Here is a 14,472-nt window from a genome sequence, read left to right as displayed (position 1 = left end):
GTTCACCCAGCGATAAACCATGCGCAGGCCAACCGCCTGCGCATTTTTTTTACCTCAGTTGAGCCCTCCGTGAGGTTGGGTTACCGGATCCAGCTGGCGGCCCATTTCGCAAATCAGGAAGGCGATCGAATCGGCATTGCGCAATATCGTGTCGATGCGTGGATGCGGGTTGGTCGGGCTGAGAAATGCCGTTCGCGCGTCCTCGAGATTCCTCGTCCCCGTGGTCTTGAGAACTTCCCTGCGCACATGTTCCATGCCCTCAAACTCGTCGATATCGAGCCACTCCTGAAGGTTGTCGCTCCAGCGCGAAAACAGCTCTTCACGGCGCGTGGACAGTGACAGTGCTTCGCGCTGAAATCGTGTCTGTACCTGTTTGCGGGCAGCTCCGTAACCGGTCACCGTAGCAATCAAGTCGGCAAACGGGCGCCGCGCTTCCAGAGAGGCGATGTCGACGGTCTTGCTGAACTGATGGGAAAACTCGTGGATCAGCGTCGCTGCCCGTGCATGCCCGTCAACATTGAACGGTTCGGTCAGGCCTGTGTTGTACCAATCCAGCCCTTGATTGAAGAACTTTTCGGTGAAATGGACTTTCTTGAGTAAATCGCCACCCAGCACAAAGGCGATTACACCCGAGCTGCTGTGTCTGTTCGAGCCGACCACAAAGCGACTGGTATTCAACAGGTCTTCTGTTGGATCGACCAAGGCATCACAGATCGGCACGATGGCCTGCTTCAGCTTGTCGAGAATGTCGGCATCAATCCGTTGCACGTCAAAGAAAGACTTGAGAAAAGTATCGAGGCGGGTGCCCGGCACATAGTTTCTCAGCTGCGCAAGATTGTGCAGGCTGTTGAACGCGTAATGCCGGGCCAGATCAATTGCCTCGATCAACATGCGGGCTTTCTCCGGATGGCGGGCGCGGATTTCTTCCATGCCTTGCGCTTCGATATTCAGCATGTACCGCGCCTGGCGATGGGTGGCGTAATGGTTGAGCATCGTCGACATGGCCTTGCCGAAATGCACGGTATGGCGATCCGGGTCCAGCACCAGTTGCCGGGAAGCGGTGTGTTGCAACACCGGGCCTGGCTGCTCGGCGCCCTTGAGTTGCCAGACGGCTCCCGGCCGCTCCACGGGATAGACTTTGCCGGCGATAGGGGCGTAAGTCGCTTTGGTTGTCAGATCCTGATACGTGCCCTCGGCAGCATCGTGAGTCAGATCCTTCAGGGCGATAGTAGGAGCTTCGAATGTCTGCAGCGAGGTGCGCAGCGGATCGGTCGGCTTTGTCTGCGCAAGGACGGGGGCGCTCAGCGTGGTTGGCTGCAGTGGTTGCGGCGCTGCCACGGCTTGAGATTCCAGACGTGACTCCAGCGCCAGTCGCCCGAGACTGATCATCTCCGCTGCGCCGGCGACAAAGGTTTCCAGCGCACGTTTCCAGTGGTGATCCTGCAATGCTTCGGCCGAGTCCAGAAAATCCTGGTAGCTTTGCCAGAGAAACTGCACATAGGCGAGCTTGCCCGGCAGCAGGCCCCGGATCCGCTGGAAGCCTGAACTGAACAGGTGCTTCGCGGCGTCCCAATCCGCCTGCGCCGATGGCAGCGAATGGCTGCTCAGCAAGTGTGGCAACAAGGTCAGATTGTCTTCGAACAACTGCAGCAGCAAGTTGCCGTTGATCGGGGTGGTGGCCAGGGGCATCTCGCTCGTCTGGCCGCTGCTCGCCTTGAACAACGCGCCGAAGATCGAACGTTGACTTTCCGGCAAGCGGCGCAGCAGCAGGTCCTGCAGTGAGCCCGGCGTATTCAGCGCGGCGATCACTGCTGCCTCGTCCTCGAACTCACTGAATGCGTGCTCTCCATGGTAGGGCGCATAAAGCACCTGAGGGCCGGGTTTTCCCGCAGGGCCGATCAAGTACAGCCCCAGCGCCTTGATCGCTGAGGCTCCGGCGGTCTTGATCAGCGCTAACGGCCGGACAATCGCATCGGCCCCTTGCACGGTCGCACGAGCGACGGCATCGGGCATGTCGAGCACCTGTGAAATCAAGTCGAAAGCCTTCGGCGACAAGCGTTGTTGCAGTTGTAACTGATGGGCATGTTGCAGCAGTTGCCAGGGTAGTTGCTGGATGAAACGCAGCTTGCGTTGTTCGGCGTCGACGTCATTCGCGGACAACACCGAGGTGATTTTATTGGCAAATGTTGTCGCAACGTTCAAGGACAACAGCAGGCTCCTGACCGCTTGTTGGTCGAGTCCGGTCGGCAGCGCCCGGTCGGTGCTCGAGCTGAGGGAGAATGCAGTGTCCTGGGCAATGTGCGCATGGTTCAAGGCGAAATCGGTCAGGCTCATTGCAGACCCGATCAGGCTCAGCGCGGGAGTGACGGTGATCTGTTCGGGGTCGAGATCCTGCCTGTGCAAGCGGGTGCTCAGCAGCGTCTTTAGGGTCTGCCGGATGTAATCACGCAAGGTTGGCAGCGCGTGGAGATAATCCTCATCGTCGATGACGCTGTGACGCCACTGTTCCAGCAGTTCCAGATGCAACTGCTGATCGTCAAGCCTGGCCATTCCCAGCCAGGCAGGCAGTGAATGCTGTTTAGCGAGGGCCTGCGCCAGAGCGGTGGCGCGTTGCAGATTGGTCTCAACGACTTGCTCACTCAACGTCTTGAGGATCTGATGTTCCCGTGGCTTTGGCCAATGGCGGCCCCGCACCTGTTCACAGCGCTGGAGAAAATGTTCGATCGTTGATTCGGTGCGATCCTGCAAGACATTGCCGCTGATCAGCTGTAACCGTCCCAGTGTGTAGTGTTGATGGAACCTCTGGTGCAGTGGTGAAAGGTTTTCCAGCAGCGCCAGGCGTTTTTGCGGATCCAGCAGCCGCTGGCTCAAAACCTGTCTGGCGTGCTCGATCGAGCGGAAGACTTCCAGGCCCAGGGCCGGTGTCCACAAAATCGCGCGTCCGGAGTGCTGCGTATCGAGGCCACCGCGTTCCGTGAGCAGAGCGCAGTTGGCCAGCGGCAGCATTTCGCTCTGCCCGGCGAGCTGTAACGTCAATGACCAGGCATCCGGCCGAATCCCGTTGAGTGCCTTGCGGTGGCTGCGATCCGGGTGATCCGGATTGAACACGGTGTCGACCAGGGCTTGCGCATGACGGCTTAGCGTTCCGTCCAGGACTCTCAACCGTGCTTCGCCATTGATGCCGACAGACAGGGCGTGCGCCAGCTTCGCTGCGATACCTTGCAGGTAGGTACGCTGCAGCGCTGTGACGGTCAACGGCTGGGCGGTGAAGTCTGCGGCGATGGTTGGCATGATGCTGGCGAACTTGCGCACTTCGGCTGCGGCGGTGTCCGCCAGCACCCTTGAAGGCAATGGGTTGCCGGTGAGCATCGGCCGGGTGCTCCAGCGCCCGCGAGCATCCAGGGTGACAAGGCGCTCGTGGAGCATCGAGCGGATGTCCAGGGCCTTATCGAACAGTGCGCGGATATCCACGACGCCGTCGCTGTGCCGGTACAACTGCAAGGCATAGTCGATGTTCTGTCGTTGCTTGGTGATGATCAATTCGAGCAGTACGCTGAACACGTCTCCGGCGATCGATTTGCCGGAAACCTGCGGCCGGTCGAAACCGAGGAAGCGCTGGCGCTCTTCGAGACTCAGCAGACCATAGAGTTCGTCTTCGTGCCCGGGGCTGGCGAACTTGCCGAGCAGCATGGATTTTAGATCTGCGTAGTCCTTGAGCACCTGCAAGCCGTGCGTCGGGGTATACAGGCAGCTTTCGGAATGGCCGATCATCAGCGCGCCGGCCAGCTCCACGAAGTTTGCCTGGTGCTCCCATAAACGCACGGTTTCCACGGCCGCGCGAGGTGCCAGACTTTCACTGAAACCCAGCGACGTCAGCAGGCTGTCGAATTGGCGCTGATCGATGATGCCAGACTCGCGTTTGAGCAAAAAGTCCGCCAGCGCCTGCTGCCGAATGATCTGCGCCAATACGTCGCGCCGCGAGGCCCCGTCAGCACTGAGCCCATTCCAGTAGCGCTCCATGTGCTGGTACAGCAACACCAGCAGTTTGCCTGAAGCCGTGGTGATGGCTGTTTCCCAGTGTTGCTGATCACTGGCCTGGAAAGTCCGGTCGGGGTGCGAAAACTCATGGGTCTGGCCAACCGGCCATCCGGAGTGGCGATAGTGCAACAGCAACGCATCGCCAAGCGACAGCGCTTCAACCCCGCGCCGTGAAGCAAGGTCTGCCGATGCCGGGCCGGTTGCGGTCGTGGTCGCGTACAGGTTCACGCGCGTGTGTGTCTGGTCGACGCCGCGCATCGTCGGCGTCAGAAGTTCGTCGGTAATGGTCTGAAGCAGGCTGCCAAGTTCGGGCAGTTGCATCAATTCATCAAGCATCGCTTGCGTGTTGAGCTGCTGGCAATGCTCGATGACGGCGTGTTGATCTTCGAAGATATCGCCTTCGACAAGCTGGTAGGTCACGCTGATGCCGTGCTGTTCTGCCAGTCGCTTGCGTTGGGAAAAGGCGAGGAATGCCAGCAGTCGGTCGTCCTCGCTGGCGCTGTTCAGATGCTGTTCCAGGTGCGCGGTCAGGGCGGTGAGGCTGGCATGTTTTTTCAGCCCGGCGAAAGGTGTGTACAACAGGATCCCGTGATCATCCGGGGTGGCACTGAGTATGAAACTGCCGGCCAGAGGCACCGCTGGCGCACTAGCGGTATTGAGCAGGATGCGCTGGGCAAGCATGGGCGGGGTCTGCTGACTGCGCAGTGCGTGGGTTGCCAGTTGCACGTGGCTCAACCATTGGAAGTCCGCGCTGGACAAGTGATGGAGATTGCCGAGTTCGCGCCACGATCCGGGGGAGTTGAGGATGGGCTGGAACAGCAGGGGAGGAATGGGAGCAGGCATCATCGGGTCTCGTTCAGGGCACCGTCCGGTGCACCGGTAAATTGAGACACGAGACTAAAGACCGGATCGATAACAGAGGTGGTACATAGTTACCGCACCAGCGGCAGCGCAATGTGCTAGCCGCGACAAGCCGGCACCACAACGGTTGACAGCACCCGTACCGGGCGTGGTTAATCGCTGGGCAAGCTGTTCGTACGCTGTTGTTCCCTCCAATAATTAGTCTGGAGCTTCAGATGTCTGCGCCACACGATTCCGTGTCTTCCCCCGTTGCGTCCACACTCTCGCTCGAAGCGCTGACGCAATTGCTTGAAAAAATTTTCCTGCGCCACGGTACGTCGGCGTCCGTCGCCCGCACTCTGGCTGCCAACTGCGCCGGTGCCGAACGCGACGGTGCGCACAGTCATGGCGTGTTCCGTATCCCCGGATATGTTTCGACCCTCAATAGTGGTTGGGTCAATGGTCAGGCTGTGCCGCAAGTCGAGGACGTAGCCTCGGGTTTCGTGCGAGTCGATGCCGGCAACGGTTTCGCCCAGCCCGCGCTGGCCGCTGCTCGTTCGTTGCTGGTGGAGAAGGCGCGCAATGCCGGGATCGCGGTGTTGGCGATTCGCAACTCGCATCACTTTGCGGCGCTGTGGCCGGACGTCGAGCCGTTTGCCGAAGAAGGGCTGGTGGCGCTCAGCGTGGTCAACAGCATGACCTGCGTGGTGCCGCATGGCGCCGATCGGCCGCTGTTCGGCACCAACCCGATTGCCTTTGCCGCGCCGCGGGCCGGTGGTGCGCCGATTGTCTTTGATCTGGCGACCAGCGCCATTGCTCATGGTGATGTGCAGATCGCGGCGCGCAAGGGCGAACGTCTGCCCGCCGGAATGGGCGTGGATGGTCTTGGGCAGGCGACGCAGGATCCGAAAGCCATTCTTGAAGGCGGCGCACTGCTGCCGTTTGGCGGGCATAAGGGGTCGGCGCTGTCGATGATGGTCGAGCTGCTGGCGGCGGCGTTGACCGGGGGCAATTTCTCCTTCGAGTTCGACTGGTCGAACCATCCCGGGGCCAAAACTCCGTGGACCGGACAACTGCTGATCGTCATCGACCCGAGCAAGTCCGCCGGGCAGAGCTTTGCCGAGCGCAGCGAAGAGCTGGTGCGGCAGATGCATGGGGTGGGGTTGAAGCGCTTGCCGGGTGATCGTCGGCATTTGCAGCGGGCCAGATCGCTGGCCGAGGGGATTGCGCTGGATGAGCAGACGCTGGCGCAGTTGCGCGAATTGGCCGGGGAATAATTGTCAGATAACCCATGTGGCGAGGGAGCTTGCTCCCGCCGGGTTGTGAAGCGGCCCCCTTTGTCTGCTTGAGAATAGGGGACTGCTGCGCAGTCCAGCGGGAGCAAGCTCCCTCGCCACATGTTTTTTGTCAGACGTCGATCAACGACGACCGAGCAACAAGCCCACCACCAGACCGAAACCGGCGGAAATCGCTACGGTCTGCCATGGATGGCCGCCAATGTAGCTCTCGGTGGCCTCGACCGCCGGTTTGGTGCGCTCACGCACGCTCGAAACAGAATCCAGCGCCTGTTGCAGTTTCAGGGCGATTTGTCCGCGCAGGGTCTCGGCTTCTTCGCCCACCAGTGAGGCGCTGCTCTTGAGCAGTTTGTCGGACTCTTCGATCAAAGCCTGAAGTTCGCTGAAGGCTTGATCCTTGATTTGGTCTTCGACGGCTTGCACGCGGGATTTGCGGGCCATTGGGTGACTCCTTGCAGATGGATGAACAGTGATCAATGGAGTGTGGCGCTGACTGAAAAGTTGCACTGATTTTAGGTGCGAAAGAAAAACCTGCGCGGGAGATTTCCCTCCAGCGTGTAAGATGTCGCCATTTTACGCAGCAGGTATTTCCCCATGAGTTTCAATCTGGCCGACAAATCCCTCGCCGAGCGCGCTGCGCTGGAAGACGAGAAATCCCGTCTGTTCGAACTCTGGCAGAACAATCTGGGCAAAGCCAAAGGCGAAGCCGCGCGGTTGTTCGGCGAACGCTCCAAGCGCAAGGGCAAATGGGCCGAGTGGGTGCGCGCCGAGCTGGATGGCATGTCCCCGCCGGAGTTCGCCAACATGGTGCGCAGTGAGGTCAATCGACTGATGGCAGCCAACAAGTAACACGCGCCTCAGTCCGCATTGAAACATCCGACAATCGCCTCACGCACCTTGATCACCACCGGATCGATCTGCGTGCTGGTGCGCCAGCCCAGTTCGATCGGGTAACGCGGCAACGCCAGCGGGCAGGGCAGCAGCGCCAGCCCGCTGAGCTCGGCAATGGCCCTGGCGGCATGGCTCGGAATGGTTGCCACCGCGCCGCTGCCCTTGAGCAGATGCGGCAGCGCGGCAAAGTGCGTGGTCGAGGCGCAGACCCGCCGGCTCAGACCCAGCGCCGCCAGGCCTTCATCGGTGATGCCGATAAAGCCGCCCGAGGACACCAGAATGTGCTCGCGGGCGACGAACTCTGGCAAATCGATGTTCTGCTGGCCGGGCGCCAGACTGCCCGGATCGACCAGACACGCATAATCCCCTTCACCCAACACCTGACGACTGAGCAGACGCTCGGCAAATCCACCGGCGGTGATCGCCAGGTCGATGCTGCGCTCCATCAGGGCACGGGCGACGATCTGGCTGTGGGTCTGGCGGAAGATCAGCCGCAGCTTGGGCGCGCTGCGAGCGATGGCTTCGATCAGGCGCCGGCCAAAAGCGATTTCGAAATCATCCGACAGGCCCACGGTGACTGAACGGCCGTCATAGTGGTGGGCCGCCGGATCGACCATCGCCAGGCTCTGCCGGCATTTGTTCAGTGCCTCGCTGACCACCGGCTTCAGTTGATTGGCCTTGAGTGTCGGCGCCAATCCGCGCCCGGTGCGTACGAACAATTGATCGCCATATACCTCACGCAATCGACGCAATGCTGCGCTGACCGCCGATTGCGTCACGCCCAGACGCAGCGCCGCACGGCTGGCGCTGGACTCCTCATGCAGGGCTTCGAAGACTTTCAGCAGGTTGAGGTCGACGGTTGCGATATTCATTTGGCTCATATCATTCAGCAGTGAATCGGTGTTTATTCATGATCCCGCGCCGCCGCAGAATCGGCAACACTTGAACCCGATGGAGTGACCGCAATGCCCAAATCAATCGTCGCCGCCCTGCAGATTGGCGCCTTGCCCGGTGGCAAGGGTGAAACTCTGGAACAGATCCTGAGCTGGGAAGACGCGATCAGCGAGTCCGGCGCGGCACTGGTGGTGATGCCTGAAGCGTTGCTCGGTGGCTATCCGAAAGGTGAGGGCTTCGGCACGCAGTTGGGCTATCGCTTGCCCGAGGGGCGTGAGGCCTACGCTCGCTACTTCGCCAACGCCATTGACGTGCCGGGGGCAGAAACCGAGGCACTGGCCGGTTTGTCGGCGCGCACCGGGGCCAATCTGGTGATTGGCGTGATCGAGCGTGCCGGCAGCACGTTGTATTGCACGGCGCTGTATTTCGATCCGCAAGCGGGGCTGGTGGCCAAGCATCGCAAACTGATGCCGACCGGCACCGAACGGCTGATCTGGGGCAAGGGTGATGGCTCGACGCTGCCGGTGCTCGACACACAGGTCGGCAAACTTGGTGCGGTGGTGTGCTGGGAAAACATGATGCCGCTGCTGCGCACGGCGATGTACGCCAAAGGCATTGAAGTCTGGTGCGCGCCGACCGTGGACGAGCGCGAGATGTGGCAGGTCAGCATGCGCCACATTGCCCACGAGGGTCGCTGCTTTGTGGTCAGCGCCTGTCAGGTGCAGGCCTCGCCGAACGAGCTGGGCGTGGAGATTGCCAACTGGCCGGCGGATCGGCCGCTGATTGCCGGCGGCAGTGTGATTGTCGGGCCGATGGGCGATGTGCTGGCCGGGCCGTTGCGCGGGGAGGCCGGGTTGCTGACGGCTGAGATCGATACTGATGAGCTGGTGCGGGCGCGGTACGACTATGACGTGGTCGGCCACTATGCGCGGCCGGATGTGTTTGAGCTGAGTGTCGATGAGCGGGCCAAACCCGGCGTACGCTTCACCGCATAACTTCCGCGCCGACACAAAACCTGTAGGAGTGAGCCTGCTCGCGATGGCGTCAGATCAGCCAACACCTTTATTGACTGACGTGACGCTATCGCGAGCAGGCTCACTCCTACAGGAGACTTGTGTGTTTAGTGGGTTACCACGTCGCAGCAGTGGCCTTCGGCAAACTCAGCTTGCCACTGTCGACAAATCGCATGGTGCCGAACACGCCGCCCGCGAGTTTGCCGCGCAGCACGTAGGGCAGGTTGTCGAGGGTTTGTGTCTGGCTCAGGCCGAGGGTCTGGCGCAGTACCGAGAACGCGGAAACGCTGACCGGCACGCTGACCACGGTTTCCGAGAAGCGCGGGATCGAGCCGGTCTGATCGCTGACGCCCGAGGCCAGTGGACGGCCATTGACCTCCAGATCCAGGGCGATGCCGTTGTAATCGATGGCCGTCTCATTGGGGTTCTGCACCCGCAACTTGATCGCGAAACGCACTTCCAGATCCTGGCTCGGCAACGGTTCGAGGCCGACCACGTTGATGTTCACCGGATCGCGGTTGGGAAACAGCGCGCAGGCGCTCAGGGACAACAGCAGCAGGGACAGGATGACGGCGTGGACGCGGCGCATAAACAGTCTCTCAACGAAAAAGGGCTGAACCGTTGTCGGCTCAGCCCTTTTTTCATGGCGCAGCGTCAGCGGTTCAACTGTGCGACCGCCGCTGCAGAAGCAGGTTCAGCTTTGGCCGGCAGATCGGGGTTTTCCATGACCTGCAGAATCGACGCTTCCGGATCGAAATCGTCTTCTTCCAGCTCAATGAATTCTTCCGGCAGGAAGATATTCAGCACGATAGCGCACAACGCACCGACGGTGATCGGCGATTCGAAGATGTTACGCAGCGCTTGCGGCAACTCGCGCAGCACTTCCGGCACGGCGGCGATGCCCAGGCCCATGCCCACGGAGATCGCCACGATCAGCATGTTGCGCCGATGCAGGCCGGCCTCGGCGAGGATTTTGATCCCGGCCACGGCCACGGTGCCGAACATCACCAGTTCAGCGCCGCCGAGCACCGGTTTAGGCATCAGTTGCAGCACCGCGCCGATCATCGGGAACAGCCCCAGCAGCACCAGCAGGCCGGCGATGAAGAACGCCACGTAGCGGCTGGCCACGCCAGTCAACTGGATCACGCCGTTATTCTGCGCGAACGTCACCATCGGCATGCTGTTGAACACCGCTGCCATCGCCGAGTTGAGGCCATCGGCGAGCAGACCGGATTTGATTCGGCGGATGTACAGCGGACCCTTGACCGGTTGCCGCGAGATCATCGAGTTGGCGGTCAGGTCACCGGCCGCTTCCAGCGGCGAAACCAGGAAGATCACCGCCACCGGCACGAACGCCACCCAGTCGAAATTGAAGCCGTACTTGAACGGCACCGGCACGCTGACCAGCGGCACTTCGGGCATCGAGGCGAAATCCACCGTGCCCATCAGCCAGGCGACCATGTAGCCGAGAGTCAGGCCGATGACAATCGCGCCTAGGCGCAGAAACGGCACGTCGACGCGGTTCAGCACAACGATAGTGCCGATCACCAGCGCGGCCAGAAACACATGGCTGGCGGCGCCCAGATCGGGTGCGCCGAAGCCGCCGGCAATGTCGGTCATCGCCACTTTGATCAGCGACAGGCCCATCAAGGTGATGATGGTGCCGGTGACCACCGGGGTGATCAGCATCCGCAGTTTGCCGATGAACTGGCTCAGCACCACTTCGATGAACGCGGCGAAAAAGCACACGCCAAAAATCGTCGAGAGAATTTCATCGGTGCCGCCGCCCCGGGCCTTGACCATGAACCCGGCGCTGAGAATCACGCTGATAAAGGAAAAACTGGTGCCTTGCAGGCACAGCAGACCGGAACCGACCGGGCCGAAACGCTTGGCTTGAACGAACGTGCCGAGGCCCGAAACGAACAGCGCCATGCTGATCAGGTACGGAATTTCACTTTGCAGACCGAGGGCGCCGCCCATGATCAGGGTCGGGGTGATGATGCCGACGAAGCTCGCCAGCACGTGTTGCAGCGCGGCGAAGACGGTTGCAGTCAGGTGCGGACGGTCGTTGAGGCCGTAGATCAGATCGTTGTTGCGCGGGACTTTTTCAGAGGCGGTCATGGTGTTTTGCGCGCCGTGAGGCGGGGCCGGGTCAGAAAATGGAGGCGCAGGATGCCGGAAGAGGACGGCGAGGGCAACGAGCAAAAATTGCCTGAAAGGTCAAGAAATACGGGGTTTGAACTGGTTGCTGTTTATGTGGTGAGGGGATTTATCCCCGATGGACTGCGTAGCAGGCCCAGCTCCTGAATACCAAAGAGCCGGGCCGCTTCGCGCCCATCGGGGATAAATCCCCTCGCTACAGGGTTATTTGCTGGCAGAAATTTTTCAGGTGAAGGCTGCGAGCAAATCCTCCTCAAACGCCTTCTGCGCATCACCTGGCACCTGCGCGCGATGCCGGGCCAGATGAAATGCCACTTCGAAACTCAACTCCCCAGGCCGCAACGCGCGCAGCAAGCCCTTGTCCTCCCAGACCCGCGCGTAGTGATCGGGCAGATAATCGACATGCTTGCCGGAAAGAATGAAGGCGAGGGTGCCTTCGACCTGTTCCGAACGCGCAGAAAAGCGCTTGTCCGGGAACGGCTCGTCCGTGCGCATGAATCGATACGGATGATCCACCCGGTCGCAGGCCCGCAACGCCGCATCATCCGGCGCATCGACGCTGAACAGCGGATGCCCCTGCGCGCAATACAAATGCTGGGTTTCCCGGAACAGCTCGCGGTAATCGAAAGCGCTCTGCACCTGGGAGAAATAACCAATGGCTAGGTCCAGCCGCTGTTGCAGCAGCAGGCGCTCCATCTCGCCGGGCATCGCGCTGATCAACTCGATGCGCACCGACTCATCGCGCTCGCGAAAGCGCCGGATCGCGTCCGCCACCCGCAGCAGCACCGACTGATCAACTGCCTCGGACAGGCCCAGCCGCACCTCACCGATCAGCCGTCCAGCGACGCCGTTGGACTGATGCCGGAAAGTCTCGATGGACTGGAACAGTGCACGAATCGCGATCAGCAGTTGCTCACCCTTGGGCGTGACGTTGAAACCGCTTTTGCCGCGGCTGCACAGGCGATAACCGAGGCGGGTCTCAAGTTTGGCCATTTGCTGACTGATGCTCGACTGGCTGAGGCCCAATTCACCTTGCGCCGCGCTGAAGCCGCCACATTCCACGACTCGCACAAACAGGCGCAGCAACTGCAAATCGAGGTCGTGAAGCTGACCGAGCATTACATTACTCCGGGATAAAGTCAGGTTAACAAACTTGATATTTCTGCAATGTATCCGACGGCGCATCCTGCCACCACTTCCTCCGGTCAGGTGTTCGTCATGGTTCCCGTGTCCAAGCTGTGTTTTCCCGCGCTGTTGCTGTCCGTGGTCATCCAGGCACAGGCCGAGGATAAAACCCTCAATCTCTACAGCTGGGCCGATTACGTGCCGGCGCAGACGCTGCAACGTTTCGAACAGGAGACCGGCATTCATGTGCGCTACGACACCTTCGATACGTCCGAGGTGCTGGAAACCAAACTGCTGACCGGTGGCAGCGGTTATGACGTGGTGGTGCCGTCGTCCAGCGTACTGGCCCGTGGCTTGGCAGCGGGCGCACTGAAGGAAATTCCCCACGAAGGCCTCAAGGGATACGCCAACCTTGATCCCGATCTGCTGGAGAAACTCGCCGCCGTCGATCCCGACAATCGCTACGCCGTGCCTTATACCTGGGGCACACTCGGTTTGGGGCTGAACGTCGAGGCGGTGAAAAAGCGTTTGCCGGACGTGCCGCTGAACAGCCTCGATCTGCTGTTCAAACCCGAGTACGCGAGCAAGCTCAAGGACTGCGGGATTGCCGTGCTCGATTCGCCGCAGGAAGTCATTGGTCTGGCGCTGCACTACCTGGGCAAGGATCCCTACAGCACCGACAAGCATGATCTGGCCGCCGCCGAAGTCTTGTTGCAGAAACTCCAGCCGTCGGTGCTGTATGTCGCCACCGGCCGGCAGATCAACGATCTGGCCAATGGCAGTGTCTGTCTGGCGCTGACCTACAACGGCGACGTGAGCATGGCCGCCGATCAGGCGCACAAGGCCAACAAAGCCTACGAAGTCGCCTACCGGATTCCGCGCGAAGGCACGTTGATCTGGCAGGACAATCTGGCCATTCCCAAGGACGCGCCAAACCCGCAAGCGGCGCGGGCGTTCATCGAATTCATGCTGCGTCCCGAGTCGGTGGCCGAGCTGACCAATACGCTGTTTTTCGCCACCGCCAACCAGGCCGCGACGCCGCTGGTGGATGAGGCGGTGCGCAACGATCCGGACATCTATCCGCCCGCCGAAATGCGCGAACGCCTGTACGCCGACCGCAGCATGAGCCTCAAGGACATGCGTCAGCGCACGCGTCTGTGGACCACTTTCCGTAGCCATCAATAATAAAAGGAGCACACCGATGGACGTGCCGATGCTCAACGACCAAGCCCTGACCCGTGACAGCCTGTACGGCACTGCCGCCGAAAGCACCTACGCCGGGATCACCAGTTTCATGCGTCGTCGCTACAGCCGTGATTTGCGCGGCGTCGACGTGGCGGTCAGCGGGGTTCCGTTCGACACCGCCACCAGCAACCGCCCGGGCGCACGCTTCGGCCCACGGGGGATTCGCGCCGCATCCACCGGGATCGCCTGGGAACGGCACTGGCCGTGGGCGTTCGACCCATTCGATCATCTGGCGGTGATCGACTACGGCGATTGCGACTTCGATTACGGCTCGCCGCACACCATTCCGGAAAGCATCGAGGCCCACGCCGAGCGCATTCTTGATGCCCGCAGCGCGATGCTGACGTTTGGCGGCGACCATTTCATCACTTATCCGTTGCTCAAGGCCCATGCACGTAAGCACGGCGCGCTGTCACTCATCCACTTCGATGCGCACAGCGACACCTGGCCGGACGAGGGCGGCAAACGTGTCGATCACGGCACCATGTTCTGGCACGCGGCCAGGGAAGGGCTGGTGGATCCGGCGCGCTCGGTGCAGATCGGTTTGCGCACCACCAATGACGACCATCAGGGCTTTGCCGTGCTCGACGCCCGCCAGGTGCATCGGCGTGGCTGCGAGGCGATTGTCGAGGCGATTCGCGCGCGGGTCGGCGATCACCCGGTGTACCTGACGTTTGATATCGATTGCCTGGATCCGGCCTTTGCCCCGGGCACCGGCACTCCCGTGTGTGGCGGGCTGAGCACGTTGCAGGCGCTGGAAATCCTCGGCGGGTTGCGCGGGATCAATCTGGTGGGCATGGACGTGGTGGAAGTGGCGCCGGCCTATGACCATGCGGACGTGACGTCGCTGGCAGCGGCCACCCTGGCAATGGAAATGCTCTGCCTTTACGCCGCGCGACACAAAGTCGACCTTTAAAACACCGCAAAGCCAATGTGGGAGTGGGCTTGCTCACGCAAGCGGTGTGTCATTC

At 61.0% G+C, this 14,472-nt stretch carries 11 protein-coding genes; 5 read left to right on the top strand and 6 right to left on the bottom strand.

What is annotated here, in order from left to right; translation table 11 throughout:
* Positions 1-54: 54 nt before the first annotated feature.
* Positions 55-4,881: a hypothetical protein gene (locus J1G18_RS08925; protein WP_410477708.1), complete on the bottom strand. Its 4,827-nt coding sequence runs from the start codon at positions 4,879-4,881 to the stop codon at positions 55-57.
* A gap of 233 nt (positions 4,882-5,114) precedes the next feature.
* On the opposite strand from J1G18_RS08925, the gene J1G18_RS08920 reads away from it, so the two are divergent.
* The gene (locus tag J1G18_RS08920; RefSeq protein WP_223007500.1) at positions 5,115-6,155 is read left to right on the top strand and encodes an Ldh family oxidoreductase; all 1,041 of its coding nucleotides are present in this window, start codon (positions 5,115-5,117) and stop codon (positions 6,153-6,155) included.
* A 141-nt stretch (positions 6,156-6,296) separates the two neighbouring features.
* Here J1G18_RS08920 and J1G18_RS08915 read toward each other — a convergent pair whose 3' ends face one another.
* A complete protein-coding gene (locus tag J1G18_RS08915) occupies positions 6,297-6,614 on the bottom strand; it encodes a YqjD family protein (protein WP_007961870.1) in 318 nt (105 codons plus the stop codon).
* A 153-nt stretch (positions 6,615-6,767) separates the two neighbouring features.
* Between J1G18_RS08915 and J1G18_RS08910 the strand changes: the two genes are divergently transcribed.
* Positions 6,768-7,022, top strand: a complete 255-nt coding sequence (locus tag J1G18_RS08910; RefSeq protein ID WP_003224595.1) for a hypothetical protein — start codon at positions 6,768-6,770, stop codon at positions 7,020-7,022.
* A gap of 8 nt (positions 7,023-7,030) precedes the next feature.
* Here the strand turns inward: J1G18_RS08910 and J1G18_RS08905 are convergent, their stop codons facing one another.
* Positions 7,031-7,945 (bottom strand): LysR family transcriptional regulator, encoded by a 915-nt coding sequence (locus tag J1G18_RS08905; protein ID WP_223007499.1) that lies wholly within the window; start codon positions 7,943-7,945, stop codon positions 7,031-7,033.
* Positions 7,946-8,029: 84 nt separating this feature from the next.
* Between J1G18_RS08905 and J1G18_RS08900 the strand changes: the two genes are divergently transcribed.
* Positions 8,030-8,953: a carbon-nitrogen hydrolase family protein gene (locus J1G18_RS08900; RefSeq protein WP_097089638.1), complete on the top strand. Its 924-nt coding sequence runs from the start codon at positions 8,030-8,032 to the stop codon at positions 8,951-8,953.
* 133 nt (positions 8,954-9,086) lie between these two features.
* On the opposite strand, the gene J1G18_RS08895 is transcribed toward J1G18_RS08900, so the two are convergent.
* From J1G18_RS08895 to J1G18_RS08885, 3 genes are all read right to left on the bottom strand, one after another.
* Complete coding sequence (locus tag J1G18_RS08895; RefSeq protein WP_086791096.1) at positions 9,087-9,560, bottom strand: LEA type 2 family protein; 474 nt, start codon at positions 9,558-9,560, stop codon at positions 9,087-9,089.
* Positions 9,561-9,625: 65 nt separating this feature from the next.
* Complete coding sequence (locus J1G18_RS08890) at positions 9,626-11,092, bottom strand: nucleobase:cation symporter-2 family protein (RefSeq protein ID WP_223007498.1); 1,467 nt, start codon at positions 11,090-11,092, stop codon at positions 9,626-9,628.
* A gap of 264 nt (positions 11,093-11,356) precedes the next feature.
* A complete protein-coding gene (locus J1G18_RS08885; RefSeq protein WP_223007497.1) occupies positions 11,357-12,250 on the bottom strand; it encodes a LysR family transcriptional regulator in 894 nt (297 codons plus the stop codon).
* Positions 12,251-12,349: 99 nt separating this feature from the next.
* On the opposite strand from J1G18_RS08885, the gene J1G18_RS08880 reads away from it, so the two are divergent.
* Positions 12,350-13,441, top strand: coding sequence for a polyamine ABC transporter substrate-binding protein (locus tag J1G18_RS08880; protein WP_223007496.1), 1,092 nt, complete (start codon positions 12,350-12,352; stop codon positions 13,439-13,441).
* Between the two features lie 16 nt (positions 13,442-13,457).
* Entirely contained in the window at positions 13,458-14,417 is a 960-nt protein-coding gene (gene speB / locus J1G18_RS08875) for an agmatinase (protein WP_223007495.1), read from the top strand.
* Positions 14,418-14,472 lie beyond the last annotated feature (55 nt).

This window comes from Pseudomonas sp. MIS38, assembly GCF_019891575.1.
GTDB classification, from domain to species: Bacteria; Pseudomonadota; Gammaproteobacteria; order Pseudomonadales; family Pseudomonadaceae; genus Aquipseudomonas; species Aquipseudomonas putida_A.
Note: the sequence above shows the minus strand (reverse complement) of the source record. Positions and strands in the feature narration are given on the sequence as shown.

What these genes read in the sequence shown, in the direction of transcription:
- J1G18_RS08925 (WP_410477708.1), bottom strand. Translation starts at nt 4,881, where the DNA reads ATGCCTGCTCCCATTCCTCCCCTGCTGTTCCAGCCCATCCTCAACTCC.
- J1G18_RS08920 (WP_223007500.1), top strand. Translation starts at nt 5,115, where the DNA reads ATGTCTGCGCCACACGATTCCGTGTCTTCCCCCGTTGCGTCCACACTC.
- J1G18_RS08915 (WP_007961870.1), bottom strand. Translation starts at nt 6,614, where the DNA reads ATGGCCCGCAAATCCCGCGTGCAAGCCGTCGAAGACCAAATCAAGGAT.
- J1G18_RS08910 (WP_003224595.1), top strand. Translation starts at nt 6,768, where the DNA reads ATGAGTTTCAATCTGGCCGACAAATCCCTCGCCGAGCGCGCTGCGCTG.
- J1G18_RS08905 (WP_223007499.1), bottom strand. Translation starts at nt 7,945, where the DNA reads ATGAGCCAAATGAATATCGCAACCGTCGACCTCAACCTGCTGAAAGTC.
- J1G18_RS08900 (WP_097089638.1), top strand. Translation starts at nt 8,030, where the DNA reads ATGCCCAAATCAATCGTCGCCGCCCTGCAGATTGGCGCCTTGCCCGGT.
- J1G18_RS08895 (WP_086791096.1), bottom strand. Translation starts at nt 9,560, where the DNA reads ATGCGCCGCGTCCACGCCGTCATCCTGTCCCTGCTGCTGTTGTCCCTG.
- J1G18_RS08890 (WP_223007498.1), bottom strand. Translation starts at nt 11,092, where the DNA reads ATGACCGCCTCTGAAAAAGTCCCGCGCAACAACGATCTGATCTACGGC.
- J1G18_RS08885 (WP_223007497.1), bottom strand. Translation starts at nt 12,250, where the DNA reads ATGCTCGGTCAGCTTCACGACCTCGATTTGCAGTTGCTGCGCCTGTTT.
- J1G18_RS08880 (WP_223007496.1), top strand. Translation starts at nt 12,350, where the DNA reads ATGGTTCCCGTGTCCAAGCTGTGTTTTCCCGCGCTGTTGCTGTCCGTG.
- speB (WP_223007495.1), top strand. Translation starts at nt 13,458, where the DNA reads ATGGACGTGCCGATGCTCAACGACCAAGCCCTGACCCGTGACAGCCTG.